19 protein-coding genes are annotated in these 20,389 nt (G+C 31.1%); all 19 read left to right on the top strand.

The features are described 5' to 3' along the window. Positions 1-9: 9 nt before the first annotated feature. A complete protein-coding gene (locus OLM53_RS05350) occupies positions 10-678 on the top strand; it encodes a cytidylyltransferase domain-containing protein (protein WP_264522015.1) in 669 nt (222 codons plus the stop codon). 257 nt (positions 679-935) lie between these two features. Further along, positions 936-2,369 (top strand): phosphoethanolamine transferase, encoded by a 1,434-nt coding sequence (locus OLM53_RS05345; protein WP_264522014.1) that lies wholly within the window; start codon positions 936-938, stop codon positions 2,367-2,369. Continuing rightward, positions 2,370-3,413 carry an N-acetylneuraminate synthase family protein gene (locus OLM53_RS05340; protein WP_264522013.1) on the top strand — a complete coding sequence of 348 codons (1,044 nt, stop codon included), beginning with the start codon at positions 2,370-2,372 and terminating at the stop codon, positions 3,411-3,413. A 6-nt stretch (positions 3,414-3,419) separates the two neighbouring features. Continuing rightward, on the top strand, positions 3,420-4,406 hold the full coding sequence (locus tag OLM53_RS05335) for a glycosyltransferase family A protein (protein WP_264522012.1): 987 nt from the start codon (positions 3,420-3,422) through the stop codon (positions 4,404-4,406). A gap of 25 nt (positions 4,407-4,431) precedes the next feature. Then, the gene (neuC, locus tag OLM53_RS05330; protein WP_264522011.1) at positions 4,432-5,559 is read left to right on the top strand and encodes a UDP-N-acetylglucosamine 2-epimerase; all 1,128 of its coding nucleotides are present in this window, start codon (positions 4,432-4,434) and stop codon (positions 5,557-5,559) included. An 18-nt stretch (positions 5,560-5,577) separates the two neighbouring features. Continuing rightward, entirely contained in the window at positions 5,578-6,441 is an 864-nt protein-coding gene (locus OLM53_RS05325; protein ID WP_264522010.1) for an FkbM family methyltransferase, read from the top strand. Positions 6,442-6,449: 8 nt separating this feature from the next. After that, entirely contained in the window at positions 6,450-7,421 is a 972-nt protein-coding gene (locus tag OLM53_RS05320) for a glycosyltransferase family 10 domain-containing protein (protein ID WP_264522009.1), read from the top strand. After that, a complete protein-coding gene (locus OLM53_RS05315) occupies positions 7,418-8,140 on the top strand; it encodes an FkbM family methyltransferase (protein WP_264522008.1) in 723 nt (240 codons plus the stop codon). Before OLM53_RS05320 ends, OLM53_RS05315 begins: the two co-directional genes overlap by 4 nt. A 7-nt stretch (positions 8,141-8,147) precedes the next feature. Further along, positions 8,148-9,554: a UDP-glycosyltransferase gene (locus OLM53_RS05310; RefSeq protein ID WP_264522007.1), complete on the top strand. Its 1,407-nt coding sequence runs from the start codon at positions 8,148-8,150 to the stop codon at positions 9,552-9,554. Continuing rightward, entirely contained in the window at positions 9,548-10,111 is a 564-nt protein-coding gene (locus OLM53_RS05305) for a serine O-acetyltransferase (RefSeq protein WP_264522006.1), read from the top strand. The genes OLM53_RS05310 and OLM53_RS05305 overlap by 7 nt, the downstream gene beginning before the upstream one ends. Positions 10,112-10,113: 2 nt before the next feature. Further along, a complete protein-coding gene (locus OLM53_RS05300) occupies positions 10,114-11,268 on the top strand; it encodes a glycosyltransferase family 4 protein (protein ID WP_264522005.1) in 1,155 nt (384 codons plus the stop codon). Beyond that, positions 11,265-12,806: a glycosyltransferase family 2 protein gene (locus OLM53_RS05295; RefSeq protein ID WP_264522004.1), complete on the top strand. Its 1,542-nt coding sequence runs from the start codon at positions 11,265-11,267 to the stop codon at positions 12,804-12,806. The genes OLM53_RS05300 and OLM53_RS05295 overlap by 4 nt, the downstream gene beginning before the upstream one ends. After that, positions 12,803-13,798, top strand: coding sequence for a glycosyltransferase family 2 protein (locus tag OLM53_RS05290; protein ID WP_264522003.1), 996 nt, complete (start codon positions 12,803-12,805; stop codon positions 13,796-13,798). Before OLM53_RS05295 ends, OLM53_RS05290 begins: the two co-directional genes overlap by 4 nt. 26 nt (positions 13,799-13,824) lie before the next feature. Further along, a complete protein-coding gene (locus OLM53_RS05285; protein ID WP_264522002.1) occupies positions 13,825-14,667 on the top strand; it encodes a class I SAM-dependent methyltransferase in 843 nt (280 codons plus the stop codon). A gap of 14 nt (positions 14,668-14,681) precedes the next feature. After that, complete coding sequence (locus tag OLM53_RS05280; protein WP_264522001.1) at positions 14,682-15,782, top strand: glycosyltransferase family 4 protein; 1,101 nt, start codon at positions 14,682-14,684, stop codon at positions 15,780-15,782. A 123-nt stretch (positions 15,783-15,905) separates the two neighbouring features. Next, positions 15,906-16,721: a class I SAM-dependent methyltransferase gene (locus OLM53_RS05275; RefSeq protein WP_264522000.1), complete on the top strand. Its 816-nt coding sequence runs from the start codon at positions 15,906-15,908 to the stop codon at positions 16,719-16,721. A 6-nt stretch (positions 16,722-16,727) separates the two neighbouring features. Further along, positions 16,728-17,846, top strand: coding sequence for a glycosyltransferase family 4 protein (locus OLM53_RS05270; RefSeq protein ID WP_264521999.1), 1,119 nt, complete (start codon positions 16,728-16,730; stop codon positions 17,844-17,846). Beyond that, the gene (locus OLM53_RS05265) at positions 17,843-18,916 is read left to right on the top strand and encodes a glycosyltransferase (protein WP_264521998.1); all 1,074 of its coding nucleotides are present in this window, start codon (positions 17,843-17,845) and stop codon (positions 18,914-18,916) included. Before OLM53_RS05270 ends, OLM53_RS05265 begins: the two co-directional genes overlap by 4 nt. Positions 18,917-18,994: 78 nt before the next feature. Then, positions 18,995-20,278 (top strand): O-antigen ligase family protein, encoded by a 1,284-nt coding sequence (locus tag OLM53_RS05260; RefSeq protein ID WP_264521997.1) that lies wholly within the window; start codon positions 18,995-18,997, stop codon positions 20,276-20,278. The last annotated feature ends 111 nt before the right edge of the window (positions 20,279-20,389 follow it).

The raw sequence follows: 20,389 nt of genomic DNA, 5'->3' as shown, positions 1-20,389 counted from the left end.
GTTTTGCTAATGAAAAACATTGTAATAATCCCCGCCCGTGGTGGTTCAAAAAGATTGCCAAACAAAAACATACTGCTTCTTGACGGTATTCCATTAATTGCACATAGTATTCTTTATGCCCAAAAAAATGCTGGGATAGTAGACGGAGTTTTTGTTTCTACGGATGACGAAAAAATTAAAGAAATTGCTCTTCAATTTGACGCACAGATTATTGACAGACCAGCATCATTATCAGGAGATTTAGAACCTACAGCTAGCGCATTAAAACACGGTCTAGAATTTATCAATGATCCTGCTATTGAAAATATAATTTTGTTGCAACCCACAAATCCATTGCGTCCTGAAAATTTGCTTAAGGATGCGTTCCGTTTTTATACTGAAAATAATTGCGATAGTTTATTTACCGTTTCAGAAAATCATCAAAAATTTGGAAAAATTGCAGATAATAAATTTGTTACTTTTAACTATGAAATCGGACAAAGAAGCCAGGATTTAGAGCCTCTTTATTTTGAAAACGGATTATTATACATAACAAACACCAAAGCTATTTTAGAGGATTCAATAATTACAAAAAATGCCTTTCCTTATCAAGTAAATCATATTTTTGCCAATATTGACATTGATACTCAAGAAGATTTTGATTACGCTGAATTTGTATCGAAGAAGTATAAATTTTAAATATGAAAGCACTGTTTACTAAAATTATATTCCTGCTCAAAGAATACTTGTGGATAGTATATATTTTGATAATTTCGGAGTTCTTTTTTATCAATAAATTTTTGGTTTCAGGCTTTTCATCAAGTCCAGTGGCACAATTCGTAATGAATATTAGCGCCAACCTTTGCATCCTTCTTTTTATAAATATTTTTTTTAATAAAAAGATAACACTGATTTTATTCTCCTTATTCATTTTAATTCCCAATTTTTTTGAGCAGATGACTTTGATTTCGATTGGGGGTTTTATCACTCAATCGGCAATTGCTGCCATGATTAACACTAATTCGAATGAGATAAAAGAATTTGTTTCAAAGTTTTATATCGGAATACCACTTTTTTTAGTGTATTTGTTTTTTATAGTTTTAGCATTCAGACAAATAGAAAACAAAATCAAACTTGGTAATAAAATTAAAATCATAATTAGTGGAGTGTTAGTTTTCTTGCTATTTAATATTGTAATTGCAATCCCCATGTATAAAGAGGTGCGGACACATTACAATAAATATTTTTTTGTTTTTCAAAACAGCGATTTCACTTTTCATAACACCAAAAATGTACCGCCTTTAAATTTTTACCATCAGTTGATTTTACAGAATGAATTTCTTTCTAAAATTTCACCTTTATTAAAAAAGCAAGAGGCATTTACATTCAATGCGAAACAAGAAAAAAAGAATAATCCCGAAATTGTAATTTTAGTTATCGGGGAAAGAATGCGATATAAGAATTGGGAAATCAATGGATATGACAGAGCTAACAATCCCTATTTGAAAAATGAAACGAATCTAATTTCGTTTAATAAACATTTTTCAAATGGTAATTCCACCATGGCTTCAATTCCTTTCTTATTGACCGAAGCCACGCCAAAAACACCAATGAAACCCTATGAAGAAAAAACAATAATAAGTTTATTCAAAGAATGTGGCTATAAAACATATTGGATTTCTAATCAGGGGGTATTTTTCCTTTATAACGACAAGGAACCAGATTCTTTAATTAGCAATTTTAATGGCAATACTGTTGATGATGTAGTCATTAATCAAGCTAATAAAATAATAGATAATGGAGATTCTGGCCCAAAATTCATATTGATAAACTTATTAGGAGGGCATGGTAAAATTCCTAAAACCTTCAAAACGAATCAGTACAAAAAAGTTAGTTATTTAAATTCGGTGCAAGAAGAAGAGTTAGATCATTATGATAATTTAATCTTATATCATGATTTTATTCTTTCTCAACTTTTTAACGAAATAAAGAAAACCAATAAATCAGCGGTTCTATATTTCACTCCTGATCATGGAACTTTACTTTACGATAATGATTCTGCAAAAAATAAATTTGGATACGGTTCAGAACAAGTATATTTAGGCGAAGTTAATATCCCTATGTTTGTAATGTATACCGATAAATATGGCAAGGATAATCCCTATTTAATTGAAAATTTAAAAAAGAATAAAGATAAACTCACCACGAATGACAATTTGTTTAATACGATATCAGACATGGCATCCATTAAGTATAATCGTTATGATGACACAAAAAGTTTTAGTAATTCAAAGTTTGTAGAAGACGATACATTATTGGTTTACAATCGAATAACAACAAAAAAGTTTACTAAAAAAGAAGTTTATAAATACACTAATAGTAAAAAATAAATGAGCAATCCTTATATTGAAATTGCAAATCGAAGAGTAGGATTAGATTATCCACCATTAGTTATTGCTGAAATCGGAATTAATCACGAAGGTTCACTTGCGGTTGCTAAAGAAATGGTTGATGCTGCTTTTCGCGCTGGAGTTGAAGTAGTAAAACATCAAACGCACATAGTGGCTGATGAAATGAGTGGCGCTGCTAAAAAAGTAATTCCTGGTAACGCAGATGTTTCCATCTATGAAATCATGGAGCGTTGTTCTTTGAACGAAGCTGATGAATTGGAACTTAAGAATTATGTAGAACGCAAAGGAATGATTTTTATCTCTACACCATTCTCTCGTGCTGCAGCAGAAAGATTAAGAAAATTTGATATTCCAGCTTATAAAATTGGTTCAGGCGAATGCAATAATTATCCATTGCTAGAACACATTTGTAGTTTTGGAAAGCCAGTGATTTTGAGTACTGGAATGAATACTATTGAAAGCGTTCAAAAAGCCGTTGCTATTTTTGATAAACATAAAATTCCTGTAGCACTTTTGCATACAACCAACTTATATCCGACTCCAATACATTTGGTTCGTTTTGGAGCGATGACACAACTACATGAAGCCTTTCCCGATAAGGTTTTTGGACTATCAGATCATACATTAAATAACAATGCTTGTCTTGGTGCAGTTGCGCTTGGAGCGAGTATTTTAGAACGTCATTTTACGGATCATATGCAAAGAACCGGACCAGATATTGTTTGTAGTATGGATGAAAATGCCTGTTCGGAATTGATCGTTTCTTCTAATGAAATTTGGCAAATGCGCGGTGGACAAAAAGAACCTGCAAAAGAAGAGCAAGTTACTATTGATTTTGCTTTTGCAACCGTTTGTTCTATTGCCAAAATTAAAAAAGGGGATGTTTTAACCAAAGAAAATATTTGGGTGAAACGACCAGGAACTGGTAAAATTTTAGCTGAACATTTTAATAATGTATTAGGAAAAATTGCTGTTCGGGATATAGAAAATGATGAACAATTAGACTTTTCAGATTTTAATTAGTACGATATGAGAGTTGGAATGAATCCTCAAAAGCAGGAAAAGAAAATCGATTTAAAATCTAATCACAGAATTGTGATTGTTGTATTTATTCCAAAGCTTGAAGGATATTATGCCGATATTTTTGATGTTTTAAAACTTTCAGTTAATTCCGCTTTTGCTACCAAAAATAACAACTGCGAAATTACACTTGTCAATAACGGAAGCTGTAAAATAGTTACTGATTATTTGAATCAATTATATGATGAAGGAATAATTAATTGTGTTATTCATCATAAAGAAAATATCGGGAAAATGGATGCTCTGATAGGAGCCGCGAGAACAGCAAGAGAAGAATTTATAACTACGGCTGATATCGATATCTTATTTGTAAAAGGATGGCAGGAAAATGTTGAGAACTTATTTAATTCGATTCCCAATGTAGGTTCAGTTTCTCCAATTTCAGTAAGAAAGTCACACCGATATGCAACATTCTCAACAATGGAGCGGATTTTACTGAAACAAGTGAATTTTAAATATGAACCAATAGAAGAAAATTTTGATACTTATAATAGATTTTTGGAAAGTATTAATTGGGAAAAAGAAGAAGACCCAAAATTGAAATGGCCTGTTATTACCTATAAAAATCAAAAGGCAATTATGGGAAGTTCTCATCAAATTTTAACTATAAAAAGGGATTTGTTGTTCTCAACTATTCCATTTGAACCATCACTAACACTTGTTGGCAATAATTCGGAATATGAATATGTCGATTTGCCTATAGATTTATCGGGTAAAATGAGATTGTCAACTTATCATAACTTTGCATTTCATATGGGAAATAAAGTTGAAAGTTGGATGACAGATATTCAAAAAGCTAATTTATCCCAGCCAATAACTACAAATCCATCGCAAAATTTTGCTCCAAATACAGTTAATAATTCGGAGACTTTTGGTTTTAAGTTGAAAAGGAAAATGGTAAAAAAACTATTTAAATTAATCTATAAATTTCAGTAGCATTCCTTGTGAAGATTTTGAATAAATGAAGAAAATCCTTTTTCTTACGGGTACTAGAGCCGATTTTGGTAAAATAAAATCACTGATTTCAATTCTTGAAAATAGTCAAGAGTTTGAAGTTTTTGTTTTTGTTACTGGTATGCATTTGCAAAAGGAATACGGATTTACTCTTATTGAAATTGAGCGATGTAATTTTAAGAACGTTCACGCATTCGAAAATCATACACACGAAACTACAATGGATTTAACTTTAGCAAAAACTATTGAAGGTTTTTCGAGCTATTGTAAAAAAATTGAGCCAGACATGATTGTTATTCACGGTGATCGTGTGGAAACTTTAGCTGGTGCCATTGTTGGGTCGCTTAATAATATTTTGGTTGCTCACATCGAAGGAGGTGAGTTATCAGGGACAGTTGATGAATTGATTCGTCACAGTGTTACAAAATTGAGTCAAATTCATTTTGTTTCCAATGAAGAAGCTGCGAAACGATTATTACAAATGGGGGAAATAAAATCCTCTATTTTTACAATAGGCTCACCCGATGTTGATATCATGTTTTCGGATGATTTGCCCAGTCTTGAAAGCGTGAAAAAATATTATCAAATTGATTTTGAACGCTATGCCGTTGTTATGTTTCATCCGGTGACAACTGAAGCAAAACAGATGCAACAATATGCTGATGATTTTGTGAAAAGTTTACAAGAGTATGAGGAAAACTTTGTGGTCATTTATCCCAATAATGATTTAGGCAGCCAATACATCATTGATGCCTATCAAAATATCAAAGACAATCCTAGATTTAGAATTTTCCCTTCGTTACGATTTGAATATTTCTTGGTGTTACTTAAAAACGCTAAGTTCATTATAGGAAACAGCAGTGCCGGAATTAGAGAAGCACCCTATTACGGAATTCCAATTATTAATATAGGAACTCGTCAGCAAAATAGAACGTTAAATGCAGATATTATTAATGTTGATTACAATAAAAACAATATTCTAAAAGCACTACAATCTATCTCTAACCATAAGATTAATCAAATTAATTCTGATTTTGGAAAAGGAAATAGTGCCGAATTGTTTTTAAATTCTTTATTGACCGATAAAATTTGGGAAATAAGCCATCAGAAGAAGTTTAAAAACATCAATTTTTAGAACCATTTTATCCACCAAATGCAAAAACTATTACATTTATACAGATTAAATTTCGCTAATCAAATTTTGGTTTTAAAGTATCTTTTAAAGCGTATTTTTCAATTAAAAACTACAGAAGAAGAAAAGCAAATCAATGAATATTATTTCCATTTAATAGCCTTTAATGGTTTTTTAAAGCAAGAAAATAGTAAAGATTTTGTTTTTAATTATCCTGATTTTGAGAATACTATTAAACTTAGAAAAAGACCTTCAAGCGATTTGAATGTATTTGCTCAAATATATCAATACAAAGAATATAAGCCGGTTGTTGAAGCATATCAGAATCATTTTCCAAATGATAAAAAACTAAACATCATTGATGCTGGAAGTAATATTGGGCTTACCTCGGTTTATTTATCGCATTATTTTCCGAGTTCAAATTTTATTGCCATTGAACCAGATACATCCAATTTTGAAAGTGTTTGCTACAATTTAGAGAGTAACGGAATTCAGAATGCTATTAAAATTAAAGGTGGAATTTGGAGTAAAAACACCAATCTAAAAATCGTTAATGATTTTAGAGATAAAAAAGAATGGTCAATACGAGTAGAAGAAACAAAGGAAGAAGCCGATTTAAAAGCATTTTCATTAAACTATTTGATGAAGGAATATAAATTTGAACAGATTGATATACTCAAAATAGATATTGAAGGCTCAGAAAAAGAAGTCTTTACCGGATTAAATGCGGATGTTTCTTTTTTATCTAAAACAAAATGTATTGCTGTTGAAATTCACGATGAGTTTGATTGCAGGGAAGCGATTTATAAAATTTTAAAAGAGTATAATTTCGATTTCTTTGAATCGGGAGAATTGACTATTGGGATTAACCAAAACCTAAAATAAACTATTTTATGATTGTTAAAATAGAAAGCTATTTCAAACATCATTTTGATATAAAAAAGCAAACTCCTAATAGTGCAATGCAATGGGGAGGCTTTACATTTACTGATGAAGATGTTGAGGAATGTGACTATTTAGTAATTTTGGATTATCCCAAAACTGATTTTTCGGTTAAAGTAAATAGAAATAATATCATCCACATTTGCCTAGAACCACCCAATGAAATTTCAAAATACAGACAATATGCTAACAAAAATGTTAGCTTAATTTACAATCAGTTAGATATCAAAAGAAATAATGTTTTGTCTCACGGTGCTTTGCCTTGGCATGTGAATAAAAGTTATGATTTCTTGTCAAATGTTAAAGTAGCAGATTTATCAAAAGAAAATAAGATTGTTTGGGTTACTAGTAATCAAAGATCTTCTAAAGGGCATAACGTAAGGATGGATTTTTTAGATGCCATTAAAACGTTACCATTTGTTGAATTATACGGAAGAGGAATCAAGCCAATTGACGATAAATGGGATGTTATAAGTACTTCTAAATATGCCATTGCCTATGAGAATTTTCAAAATGATTATTATTGGACTGAGAAAATAATGGATTGTTATTTAAGTTTTGCAATGCCATTATACTATGGATGTAATTCGATTGAAAAATTCTTTCCTAAAGATTCGTTCATTCAAATTGATCCAAAAGATAAGCATTCGGACTTACTTTTAAAAGAAATTGTAGCTTCAAACCAATGGGAAGAAAATTTAGATGCTATTGTAAAAGCAAGAGATTTAATTTTGAATGAATATCAATTATTTCCTTTCTTGCACCATGAAATTAAAGCACTAGAAGCCAAAAAAGAGGTGAATGTTGCCACGCGTAAAGAAGTATTTCATTTTAAAGGCGGAAACGACTATTTTGATAATTATCCGATATCGGTTGATATTGAAAAATGGATGATGAAGATTAAGAAAAAAATTAAATTATGAGCACTATGTATTATTCTCAATGCCGACAAGATGAGTTTTTGAATACCGTTATCTTTAATAATAAGAAAAAAGGTTTCTTTATAGATATTGGTGCTCATGATGGAAAAACGTATAGTAATTCCCTGTTTTTCGAGTCTGAAAATAATTGGAACGGAATATGCATCGAGCCCAACCCAACAGTCTTCGCCAAATTAAACTCGTTTAGAAAATCAACCAATCTGAATGTTTGTATTGGAGCCTCTAATAAATCAATTAAGTTCACACAAATTGAAGGATATGCCGAAATGCTTAGCGGGATTTCTGAAAATTATGATGAAAGACATATTCAAAGAATAGATCGCGATATAGCTAAAAATGGCGGAAAAAGAAATGAAATAGATGTCGAAATGATAACGCTTAATAGCATCGAATTACTCAAAACGCAACCCATTGATTTTATATCAATCGACACTGAAGGGAATGAGTTTGACATAGTTTCAAGTATGGATTTTGACAAATTGGATGTAAAATCTATCGTAATCGAAAACAATTACAAAGACAACAGAATCAAGGAATTTCTTTCTGGATTTAATTTTGTTCAACTTTATAAATTAGATTTTGACGATGTGTATGTCAATAAAAAATATCTTTCTCCCAGAATTAAGCTACGTTTAGAATTATGGAAAATGAATGTTCTTTTGAATCGAATTAAAAATAAATTTAAAAACGTTACTAGATAATTAGATAATGCCTAACAAAAAAATATTCATACTTCTCCCGGATGGTATTGGCTTAAGAAATTTTGCCTTTACTAATTTTCATAAGCTTGGATTAGAAAAAGAATACGATATTACTTTTTGGAACAATACGCAATTTGATTTGTCAAAATTGGGTATTAAGGAAATAAAAATTGAAAAAGCTAAAGCACATCCTATAACTGATTTGCTAAAAGGAGCACAAACACAAATTGAATTATCTCAAAATATAAAGCGATCAAAAGATAAAGTTTATAATTCTTATCGTTTTCCATTTTCGTATAGAGATGCAAAATCTACTGTAAAGAGTGTTATTATAAAAACACTAATTTTTTGTAATAATTCTCAAAATGGATTAAAAAGAATTAGAGAAAATATTGCCAAAAACGAAAGAAAAACTAAGCTCTATTTTGATAGTTTGACAACACTTCAAAATGAAAATCCAGCCATTGTTTTTTGCACGAACCAGAGAATAATGCTGGCAGTTGCCCCCATTTTGGCGGCTCAAGATTTAGGAATTCCAACTGCAACATTCATTTTTTCATGGGATAATTTGCCTAAAGGAACCAAAATTTTAGAAACCGATTTTTATTTTGTTTGGAGTACTCACATGAAGAATGAATTACTCTATTATTATCCCCATATTAAAGAAAATCAAATACTAATAACAGGGACACCACAGTTCGAGCCTCATTTTCAAGAAGATTTGTTAGTGCCCCAAAGCACATTCTTTAGAGATAATCAATTAGAGGAAAGTAAAAGATATATTTGTTTTTCTGGTGATGACATAACCACTTCTCCTAATGACCCTGTTTATCTAACGGATTTGGCGGAATCAGTGATGAAATTAAATGAAAAAGGGAATAACTTAGGTATCATTTTTCGTCGTTGCCCTGTTGATTTTTCAGATAGGTTTGACTCTGTTTTGAAAAAGTATGCCAATACCATAACTAGTATTAATCCAAAATGGGAGAAAAAAGCAGATTCCTGGCATTCTATTTTGCCTACAAAAGAAGATTTGGTGCTTCAAATGAATACCATTTTTCATTCGGAATTGGTTATTAATCTGGGTTCTTCAATGGTTTTTGATTATGTTGCATTTGCTAAGCCTTGTGGCTTTATAAATTATGATGTTCCAAATCTTGATAATCCTAATTGGTCTGTTAAAAAAATTTATAATTTTATTCATTTTAGATCAATGCCTTCCAAGGATGCTGTTTTTTGGATAAATAATCCAAAAGATTTTGAAACTGTAATGGAAAAGATGTTAGATAAGGATTCAAATAAAGTTATTAAAAATGCTCAAGAGTGGTTTAAAAAAATAAATCAGCATCCACCGCAATTGGCTTCAGAAAGGATTTGGAATGTCATTGATGAAATTTGTAAAAAGCAATGCTAAAAGAATATATTTTATCGGATTTTAAACGCTGTGGTATCCAAAAAATATCAATAGGAGTATTGTTATCTACGTTTTATATTCATCCTAATCCTGGGTTGAAATTCATGACAATCTTTAGAGCAACACAACATTACAGAAGAAAAAACAAACTGTTGTTTTATTTTTTCTTTTGGTGGCTTAGACGGTTAAAATTTAAATATGGTTTTGATATTTCCTATAGAACTCAAATTGGGAAAGGCTTTTATATCGGACATTTTGGGAACATTGTTATTCATGGAGACGCAATCATTGGTGAAAACTGTAATATTTCTCAAGGAATGACCATCGGAGTAAATAATTACGGAGAAAAGAAAGGTGTTCCAACGATTGGGAATAGAGTTTTCATTGGTCCAAATGCTGGAGTTTTTGGGAACATATCTATAGGTAATAATGTCACGATTGGTGCCAATGCTGTTGTTACAGAGAGCATAGGAGATGGTAAAACAATTTTGCCTTCAAAAATGATTGTTATTGAGAAAGATTTATCTCCTTATTACATTCATAATAGCCCCATTTAATTATGAAAATTGCTTTTCTAACTTCTGAATTTCCGCATCCAAAAACAGGTTCTTCTGGCGGAATTGGCACTAGTATTCTAAATTTATCTAAAGGATTGTCGGAAGCGGGACACGAAGTTTCTATTCTAATTTATGGACAAAAGGAAGATGAATTTTTCATAGAAAACAATATCTCCTTTTATAGAATTAAGAACAAAAAACTAAAAGGCTTTTCAAGATTTTTGACACAAAAAAAAATACAAAAACTACTCAATAGATTAGTCAAAGAAAATAAAATAGAAATCTTAGAAGCTCCAGATTGGACAGGAATCATGTCTAATATGCATCCAAAATGTCCCGTAGTGATTCGTTTGAATGGCTCAGATACTTATTTTTGTCACTTAGATAATCGTCCAGTAAAGTTTTTAAATAAACATCACGAAAAAAAAGGGTTGCTTAATGCTGATGCACTACTTTCAGTTAGCCAATACACTGCTGATGTAACTAAAGAATTATTTTCTTTATATCGTAATTTCACGGTTATTCCAAATAGTATTGATATCGAAAAATTTTCTTTGGAGGATACCATCGAGATTCAAGAAAACACCATTCTTTATTTTGGAACCCTAATTAGAAAAAAAGGGCTTTTAGAATTACCGTTGATTTTTAATGAGATTTACAAGAAAAATAGTAAAGCAAAATTGATTTTAATTGGTAGGGATTCAGCCGATATTATTTCAGGAAATGCCTCCACTTGGGATATGATGCAATCTTTATTTGATAAAGAAGCTCTTCAAAATGTGAATTATTTGGGAAGCGTTCCTTATGATAAAATCAAAGAATATATTAGTTCCGCAACGGTTTGTATTTTTCCAACATTTGCTGAGGCTTTACCCGTTTCTTGGATAGAAGCTATGGCAATGAAAAAAGCAATTGTAGCATCCAATATTGGTTGGGCCACCGAAGTTATTGAAGATAATGTTAACGGATTTTTAGTGCATCCAAAAAACCATAATTTGTTTGCAGATAGAATTTTAGAACTACTAGATAATCAAAACTTAAGAAATCAGTTTGGTGTAGAAGCCCGAAAAACGGTGGAGCAAAAATTCAGTATTGAAGTGGTAGCCAAGCAAAGTGCCGAGTTTTATCAAAAAATAAGTAAAGAAAAAAATCAATGATTATTTTTTACCACAATAACTATAAAATTACCGAAATAGTTTCAACAGAAGCGGATCATTTTTCGAATTTCATCAATAGAAATATTACGGCTGTTTTGTTTGATTTTGCCAATAAGTTTAAAGATCAAATTTTGGTTTGGTGTCATGATAGTGAAAAGCAAAACTTGAATATTGATGCTATAACAGATTTATTTCACCACGATAAATTCCTTTTTTCTTATAACGCTTCTAATTATTTTGACAGACGATTGGGATACTTCGAAGATTCTCCTTATGTCAAGGTTAACAAGGATGTAACCTATGGAACTTGGCAAATGAGTAGTCATGTGGGAGCCATTCACGCAACGGCTTTAAATGCATGTAAAGACGATTTGAAAGTGGAGTCTAACTTTGATTATTTTCTAAATTCCTTTGCCAAAAGAGCTATGGCTCATGGATTGTTATGCTATTCTAATCCTCAATTATTGCAAAAGAGAAGTTTGCCCATAGAAGCCAACAAAGCCAATATTTATCAACTTTTTAAATTCACAAAACAGCATTATAGAATGCGTTGGGTGTTTCTTTTGTTTTTTAATCTGATACTTTTTGAAAAGAAGTTTCCAATGCTACCGTTTTTAGCTTCCTTTTTTTATAGCAAACGCAAGTTCAATCCAACCTTACTGAATAAAATTCCTTTAAAGTCTTCTAAAAAATTAATGGAAAAAGAAACCATTGATGTTTTAATTCCAACAATTGGGAGGAAAGACTATTTGCTTAATGTTCTAAATAATTTAGCTTCTCAAACTTATTTGCCAAAAAATGTCATCATAATTGAACAGAATCCGGATGACAATAGCCAATCAGATTTAGATTATATTCAGAATCAAAAATGGCCTTTTGTTATCAAACATCATTTTACCCATCAAGCAGGTGCCTGCAATGCAAGAAATATTGGTTTAGCATTGATTGAAAGTGAATTTTGTTTTATGGCTGACGATGATGTCGTTTTTCAAAATGATTTATTAGAAAAAGCGATTCGAAATGTTCAAATCACTGGGAATGAGGTTTTTTTGATAGCCTGTCATTCGAAATCACAAACGGTTGTTCCTCAACTGCCAATTCAATTTCCTGTTTTTGGAGCTGGACATGCTTTTGTTAAATCCTCATGTATTAAGAATTTGAAATTTAATATGGGATTTGAATTTGGTTTTGGTGAAGATGCTGATTTTGGAATGCAATTACGAAATAGTGGTTTTGATGTTCTGTATATTTCAACCTCGACGATTTTGCACTTGAAAGCGCCAATGGGTGGTTTTAGAACTAAGCCTGTTTTAAGATGGCATAGCGATGAGATTCAGCCTAAACCTTCACCAACAGTAATGTTATATAGATTAACGCATGATACCCAAGAGCAAATTTTTAATTATAAGTCGATGATTTTTCTTAAAAATATGAATAAAAGTGTTCTCCTAAACCCTTTCAAGTATACTAAAACATTCAAGCAAAAATGGAGTAGAAGTGTCTATTGGGCTAATGTTTTAAAGAATCAAAAATCATGAATTTCACGTTAATTGTTTGTACTTACATGCGTCCAACTGCCTTACTGAGTTTATTAGAATCAGTAAAGGAGCAAACACTTTATCCCAATGAAATTTTAATAATTGATGGGTCAACTAACAATGAAACGGAAATAGTCTTAGAGAATAATAGATTTCAAAACCTAAAGTATTTTACAGTTCCACCTGAACATCGTGGTTTAACCAAACAAAGAAATTATGGTATTGCTAGAGTTGAAAAAACTTCAGAAGTCATTTGTTTTCTAGATGATGATATAGTTTTGACTCCAACTTATTTTGAAAATCTACTAAATACCTATACCTCTTATCCGGATGCTTTAGGAGTAGGAGGATTTATTGTTGAGGATGATATTTCTTGTGAATATGTAGGTGATAATTATAAACCAACTATCAAGGAATATTATTTTGATGGTTGGAAACGCAAAGAAGCAAGTCGTTTCATTATGCGAAAAAGATTTGGTTTAGATAGTGATTGTCCACCTGGATTTTCAAGTTTATATTCACACGGAAGAAGTGTCGGTTTTTTACCTCCAAGTGACAAAGTATATGAAGTAGAACTGCTAATGGGAGGAGTTTCCTCATTTAAAAAATCGGTTTTTGAGAGCTTGCAGTTTTCGACTTATTTCGAAGGGTATGGGCTCTATGAAGATGCTGATTTTTCCATTAGAGTGGCAAAAACAGGAAAATTGTATTTGAATACTACGGCAAAATTATACCATTATCATGATGCTTCTGGAAGGCCTAATCAATATCAATATGGTAAAATGGTGGTTCGAAATGGTTGGTATGTTTGGAGAACTAAAAACCCGAAACCACTTTTGGATGCAACCATTAAATGGCATTCGATTACGCTACTTTTGACAATCATTAGATTTAGCAATACCTTTGCAACCCATAAAAGAAAAGAAGCATTTACAGAAGCATTAGGCAGAACAATGGGTTGGTTTAGTTTGTGGTTTAATAAACCAAAATAACAGCAATAGTAAAACTATAATTTAATATGACGCAATACGAGAATTGCAAAGTTTGTGAAAGCAACATCAAAGTAGTAAACGAAAAATATAATTTAGGGCAATGTGATTCTTGTAAATTAATTTTTTGTTTAACTATTTTTTCTCAAGATGAATTTGTCAAAGTTTATGATGAGTTGTATAATAAGGTAAACGCAAATTACAAGTATCATTCTATTGTTGAATATAACATGTTGCTTGAGAATAAAACAATCAAAGTTGGTTTTCACAGAGCAAAACTTTTAAAAAAATATGTTTTAAATAAAAAATGTCAATCTGTTCTCGAAATAGGTAGTGGAGTAGGGTTAATAGGTTCTTATATTCGGCAACATGATGCTAGTGTAAATTATACAGGAATCGAAATTGACAAAGAAGCATTTGAGAAATCGCAGACATTAGGTCTAAATACTATAAACAATGATTTCAAAGCTATGGATACTATTGAAGAAACCTTTGATGTAATTATGCTTTGGGAAGTTTTGGAACATCTTCAGGATTTAAAATCATTTCTTGACTTAGCGCATAAAAAGTTAAATAAAGGAGGCAAAATAATTCTTTCTGTACCAAACTATAATAAAATTTATAATACTCCGAATAGAGAAAAAGACGCTATTTTTCAGGATTTACCGCCAATCCATTTAAATTTCTTTACCAAGGAAAGTATCATCAATGTTTTCGAACTAAATCATTTTAAAGATTGTAAAGCAAGCGTAAAAAAGTTCCCCTATATCAGTTTAAAGAAAACAAATTTTTATATCGAATTTATCAAAGCGTTGCTCAATAAATATAATGGTTCAACCATACATTTTGTTGGTTCCAAATCTAATAATTAAAGCAATAGATAGTTATGAAAACAGTACTTATTGCCCATAATTATAGCGTAACCACATTCTCAGCAATGAGTTATTATTTTGCGCATCATTTGGCCGACACAGGACATAAAGTTATCTTTATATCGCATAAACCTTTTTTTTCTGAGAAACAGATGGTAAAAACAGAAAAAGGAGAAATCCATCTGTATTCATGGTCATCCGAAAAAAGACCTACTTCTATTGCTGATTTTATTTGGTTTTCCAAAATTTATCGGGAGCATAAACCAGATATAGTAATCGGGCATTTCGTAGGGACGAATATCAGTTTCATCGTTTCAAAATTGCTTTCTTTTTGGAAAGTAAAAACCTACGAACATTATCATACCCTATCGGATCAGATTTTGACGGATTTAAAAAAAATGTCTTTAAAACAAAGGCTTTTATTTTTCAGAAGGAAACTATTTTATCCCATTTTTTGTGACCAAATCATCTGTACTTCCCAATTAGGAAAAGAGGATTTAGAATCTTTTTTTGGTGCAAAAAACAGTTTTGTTTTATTAGGTCCAATGGTGGATAGATTTGAAAGCAAGAAACCCATTTCTAAAGATTCGATAATCATTTCATTTTTAGGCAGATTAGATCCATCAAAAGGTGTTATTGATTTGATAGAGGCTTTCTTTAAGTACAAGCAAAAGAATCCTAGCTCAAAAATTAGCATAAACATTGGAGGCTCTGGGCGACTAGAGGCGGAAATAAAAGAATTAATCAAGGATAATGACTCCATAAACTTTGTGGGACCTCTGACTTACGATAAGGTTGATGATTATTTTAATCAAAGTCATTTTAGCATCATTCCTTCTAAGATTGATAATTTACCAACAGTGGGTCTAGAATCTTTAATGAATCAAACTCCTATATTGATATCAAATAATACAGGTTTGACACAGTATTTAGTTGACGGAAAGGACTGTTTTAAATTTGATGCCAATGTTGATGCAATGATTTCTTTATTGGAGAAAGTGGAAGCCAAATTTGAGGATTGCCATGAACAAATGAGTATTGAAGCCCGAAAAACATTTATGGATAAATTTAGTGTCAAAACCTATTGCGAAGATTTTAGCAAAGCCATTTTATAAAAATGAATATAGTTGGCATTTATAAGATTTAGCAATATATTTACGACCGTTAAAGAAAAAAGAAATCTCCAGAAGAATTGCGTTTATTCTCTGTATTCTTTAAACAATACTTTATAAAAAACTATGAAAACACAAGAAGAAATTATTGAAATCAATAAGAAGCAAAAAGATTTTTATAATCTGAAAAGTGATAAGAAAAACTTGCCTACCAAAATTTGGTATTATTTCAGAGAAAAAACGTTAAAAAAAATCCGAAAAGATATTGGTATTCTTAACGAATCTTATGAAATACACAAAACATGGTTTGGCGATTTATCTAATAAAAAAGTGTTGGATTTAGGGTGCTTTGCCGGAAATCACTGGAGTTTATATTTGGCAGAACATAGTAAAAAGTTTATAGCATTAGATTTAAGTGATGTTGCCATTAAGCAATTAGCGGAAAGATTAAAACCTTTTCCAAATGCAGAGGCTTTAGCAGCTGATTTTCTTTCGGAACAATTTGCTGAAAAAGATTTTGATATTATTTATGCTTATGGTGTTTTACATCATTTTCAAAATCCAGATGTTTTAATTGCCAAACTGGATGAGAAATTAGCACCTAACGGAGTTATTATTAGCTATGATCCATTAGAAACTAGTTTACCCATAAAAATAATGAGAGTCATGTATCGTCCTTTTCAATCGGATAAAGATTGGGAATGGCCATTTACTAAAAAGACTTATTTTAAGTTTGCTAAAACCTTTAAAGTTGTTGAACGCCATGGTCTTTTAGGTCAAGCCAAATGGTATTTCGTGATGAATTTTATGCCTTTCCTTTCAGAAGAGAAAAAGCAAAGTATTGGAAAAAAATGGCATAAGAAAGATTGGGATTTATCTGCAAAATCAGATAGTCATTTGTTTAAATGTATGCATTTGACCATGTTAATGCAAAAAAAATAAAGTAAGATGAAATTTGCCATAATTACTCATGTTATTCATGGTAAAATTTCAGACAAGTATTTTGGCTATGAACCTTATGTTCGTGAAATGAACTTATGGATAAAAAATGCCTCCGAAGTTTTAATCGTTGCGCCTCTTGAATCTATTCCCAAAAGTCCTATTCAAGAGTTTTATGTTCATGATAGCATAGCATTTACTCCAGTTAAAAGCTTCGATATTTCCAATATAAAAAATACTTTATACTCCTTAATGGTCATGCCTTCCATAGTTTTGAAAATATATCAAACTATGAAAAGAGCTGACCATATTCATTTGCGCTGTCCCGGAAACATTGGTTTGTTAGGTTGTTTAGTTCAAATTTTCTTCCCTTCAAAACCTAAAACCGCTAAGTATGCAGGTAATTGGGATTTAAATGCAAAACAACCCATTACTTATCGTTTGCAAAAATGGATTTTGAGCAACACCTTCTTGACCAAAAACATGAAAGTTTTGGTTTATGGGGAATGGGAAAATAGCTCAAGTAACATCAAACCATTCTTTACTGCTAGTTATTTTGAAAAAGATAAAATAGAGGTTAAACCTAGAACTCTATCTGGAAAAATTTCGTTTGTTTTTGTTGGGACATTATCCAATGGTAAACAACCATTGTATGCTATTCAAATCATAGAATTACTTCATAAAAAAGGGAATGATGTTCAGTTACTACTTTATGGTGAAGGAAGTGAAAGAGCCAGTTTAGAAAAATATATTTCAGATAATCATTTGGAAAATATCGTAAAGTTAATGGGAAATCAAAACCAAGAAACGATTAAAAAAGCCTATTTAGAAAATCATTTTGTAGTTTTACCATCATTGAGTGAAGGCTGGCCAAAAGTGGTTGCAGAAGGAATGTTTTGGGGCTGTTTGCCTATTGCATCAAGAGTTTCATGTGTTCCCAATATGCTTCAAAATGGAAATAGAGGTTTGCTTTTAGACTTTAAATTAAACCAAGATATTGATCACATCGAATCTATTTTAATAGATAATAATTTATATCAAGAAAAAGTTAGTCAAGCAATCAATTGGTCAAGACAATATACTTTGGATGTATTTGAAAATGAAATTAAACTGCTTTTACAGTCATGAGAATAGTTCAAATCATTGATTCATTAGAAATTGGCGGAGCCGAAAAAATGGCTGTTAATTTTGCTAATGGTCTTTCTAAGAGAATTGAATTTTCTGGATTGGTTGCGACAAGAGAGGAAGGGAATTTAAAATCAGAGGTGATTGATAATGTCTCCTATATTTTTTTGAAAAGAAAACGAACGATTGACATTCCAGCTGTTTTTAGATTGAGCAACTATTGTAAAAAAAATAAAGTTGATTATTTACAAGCGCATAGTAGTTCTTATTTTACCGCATTATTGGTGAAATTGGTTTATCCAAGAATAAAAATTATTTGGCATGACCACAATGGTTTAATTGAAAGTATAAGTACTAAGGAATCTTTTGCATTGAAAATAGCTTCATTTTTTTTCAAAGGAATTATAGTTGTAAATTATCAACTTAAAGCTTGGGCAGAAAAGGAATTGAACTGCAAAAATGTAATTTACTTGCCTAATTTTACAAGCATTGAAGATTCAACATATGAAGAAACCGTTTTAAAAGGAGCTTCAGGAAAACGCATTTTGTGTTTGGCCAATTTGAGAGAACAAAAAAACCATTTTTTTTTATTAGAAGTGGCTAAAAAGCTTATGGTATCAGCTCCTGATTGGTCATTCCATTTGGTAGGAAAAGATTTTGGAGATGACTATTCTAGAAAAATTAGAAATCTAATTAAGCAAGGAGATTTAGAGAATCATGTTTTCGTTTATGGTTCAAAAAAAGACATAAAAAACATTTTAAATCAAATAGATATAGCCATTTTGACCTCAAAATCGGAAGGCTTACCTGTTGCTTTTATTGAATATGGGCTTTCAAAAAAACCAGTTTTAACTACAAAAGTTGGTGAAATCCCTTTAATTATTAAAGATGGGATTGATGGTTTTATGGTTGATGTAAATGACTTAGACTTGTTTTGTCAAAAGTTATCCAAGCTTGTATTAGATGAAGAATTAAGGTCTAAACTTGGGAATTCGTTTTATGAGACTATTAGCAAAAATCATACAGAAAAAGGAGTTATCACTCAATATTTAAATTGGGTTTTAAGTTTATAAAATATGAAAGATAAAAAATATATTATACTGGTTTCTCTTCATATATTGATAGGAATTTTGATATACTTATTTCGACCATTGTCAAAAGCATACTGTGTTGCCATGCTGGCATATGGAGTATATTTTGTGATGAAAAGTAGAAATAGAAATAATGAAGTTTTGTATATCTCTGCTTATATTGTTGGTAGTGAGGTTTTTTTGAGGATGACAGGGGGGAACTTGTTATATGAAACCTCAAAATATGGAGTAATGATCTTTTTAGGTCTCGGAATGTACTACAGCGGACTATCAAAAAACACGATTCCATTTTGGATTTATTTATTGTTATTATTGCCAGGTGTAATAGTGGCTACAGATGCTTTAAATCTTAGCACAGAAATTAGGAAAGCTATTGCTTTTAATATCTCGGGGCCAGTTTGTCTTGGTGTTTCGGCTATATATTGTTACAATCGGAAAATTTTACTTTCACAAGTCAATGATATTTTGTTAGCCTTGGCTTTGCCTGTCTTTGCTACTACTATATATCTGATTTTATATACTCCAGATTTAAAAGAAATCCTAGTAGGGACAGGCTCAAATAATGAGACTTCCGGTGGATTTGGGCCTAATCAGGTAGCTACTTTATTAGGAGTTGGAATGTTTGTTTTCTTTTCTAGATTAATTCTTGAATCAAAATCAAAGGTACAGTTTGTCATCAATCTAATTATATTATTTAATATTACCTACAGAGGTTTAGTTACCTTTTCAAGAGGTGGGATGGTTACAGGATTTGTAATGATAATTATATTTTTATTTTATTTACTTATAAAAACTAAAAGCCAAGGGAAATATAATTTGTATCGAATAATAGCCTTTATGTCGGTCGCTTTTTTAGTGACATGGCTATATACTTCTAATCAAACAGGAGGATTAATTGACAAAAGATACGCGAACAAAGATGCTGCAGGAAGAGTAAAAGAAAGTCAGTTAACCGGTAGAGAAGAGATATGGGATAGTGAAATTGAAGATTTTTTGGATAGTCCAGTATTTGGTATAGGTGTTGCCAAAGCTCTAGAGGTTAGGGAGGTAAAAACGGGTGGAGCTATTATAGCTTCTCATAGTGAAATCTCCAGAACATTAGCGGAACATGGAGCTGTTGGAATAGTTGCTCTTTTAATAGTGTTTTTCACTCCAATTTTTTTATTCCTCGATAATAAACAAAATATTTATACGTTTAGCTTTTTGTTATTTTGGATATTGACCATTAATCACGCTGCAATGCGAATAGCAGCACCAGCTTTTGTATATTCTCTTTCTTTATTGAAAGTTTATATAAATGATGGGGCTATATTGCCTATGAAACAAGCTCCCAAACTAGAATAATAACTTTAATGAATTTCTTTAGAGTGTTATTTGCATGCTACTATTCAAAGTGTCAGACTTTTCCAAAACTTGATTTGATAGTTGATTTATTCTCCAAAAGAAAAGAATCTT

It is taken from the genome of Flavobacterium sp. N1994 (assembly GCF_025947145.1).
Taxonomy (GTDB): Bacteria; Bacteroidota; Bacteroidia; order Flavobacteriales; family Flavobacteriaceae; genus Flavobacterium.
The sequence above is the reverse complement of the archived record's forward strand: the minus strand, read 5'-3'. Positions and strand labels throughout refer to the sequence as shown.

Excerpts from the sequence above, each read along its gene's own strand:
- OLM53_RS05350 (WP_264522015.1), top strand. The coding sequence starts at position 10 with ATGAAAAACATTGTAATAATCCCCGCCCGTGGTGGTTCAAAAAGATTG.
- OLM53_RS05345 (WP_264522014.1), top strand. The coding sequence starts at position 936 with ATGACTTTGATTTCGATTGGGGGTTTTATCACTCAATCGGCAATTGCT.
- OLM53_RS05340 (WP_264522013.1), top strand. The coding sequence starts at position 2,370 with ATGAGCAATCCTTATATTGAAATTGCAAATCGAAGAGTAGGATTAGAT.
- OLM53_RS05335 (WP_264522012.1), top strand. The coding sequence starts at position 3,420 with ATGAGAGTTGGAATGAATCCTCAAAAGCAGGAAAAGAAAATCGATTTA.
- neuC (WP_264522011.1), top strand. The coding sequence starts at position 4,432 with ATGAAGAAAATCCTTTTTCTTACGGGTACTAGAGCCGATTTTGGTAAA.
- OLM53_RS05325 (WP_264522010.1), top strand. The coding sequence starts at position 5,578 with ATGCAAAAACTATTACATTTATACAGATTAAATTTCGCTAATCAAATT.
- OLM53_RS05320 (WP_264522009.1), top strand. The coding sequence starts at position 6,450 with ATGATTGTTAAAATAGAAAGCTATTTCAAACATCATTTTGATATAAAA.
- OLM53_RS05315 (WP_264522008.1), top strand. The coding sequence starts at position 7,418 with ATGAGCACTATGTATTATTCTCAATGCCGACAAGATGAGTTTTTGAAT.
- OLM53_RS05310 (WP_264522007.1), top strand. The coding sequence starts at position 8,148 with ATGCCTAACAAAAAAATATTCATACTTCTCCCGGATGGTATTGGCTTA.
- OLM53_RS05305 (WP_264522006.1), top strand. The coding sequence starts at position 9,548 with ATGCTAAAAGAATATATTTTATCGGATTTTAAACGCTGTGGTATCCAA.
- OLM53_RS05300 (WP_264522005.1), top strand. The coding sequence starts at position 10,114 with ATGAAAATTGCTTTTCTAACTTCTGAATTTCCGCATCCAAAAACAGGT.
- OLM53_RS05295 (WP_264522004.1), top strand. The coding sequence starts at position 11,265 with ATGATTATTTTTTACCACAATAACTATAAAATTACCGAAATAGTTTCA.
- OLM53_RS05290 (WP_264522003.1), top strand. The coding sequence starts at position 12,803 with ATGAATTTCACGTTAATTGTTTGTACTTACATGCGTCCAACTGCCTTA.
- OLM53_RS05285 (WP_264522002.1), top strand. The coding sequence starts at position 13,825 with ATGACGCAATACGAGAATTGCAAAGTTTGTGAAAGCAACATCAAAGTA.
- OLM53_RS05280 (WP_264522001.1), top strand. The coding sequence starts at position 14,682 with ATGAAAACAGTACTTATTGCCCATAATTATAGCGTAACCACATTCTCA.
- OLM53_RS05275 (WP_264522000.1), top strand. The coding sequence starts at position 15,906 with ATGAAAACACAAGAAGAAATTATTGAAATCAATAAGAAGCAAAAAGAT.
- OLM53_RS05270 (WP_264521999.1), top strand. The coding sequence starts at position 16,728 with ATGAAATTTGCCATAATTACTCATGTTATTCATGGTAAAATTTCAGAC.
- OLM53_RS05265 (WP_264521998.1), top strand. The coding sequence starts at position 17,843 with ATGAGAATAGTTCAAATCATTGATTCATTAGAAATTGGCGGAGCCGAA.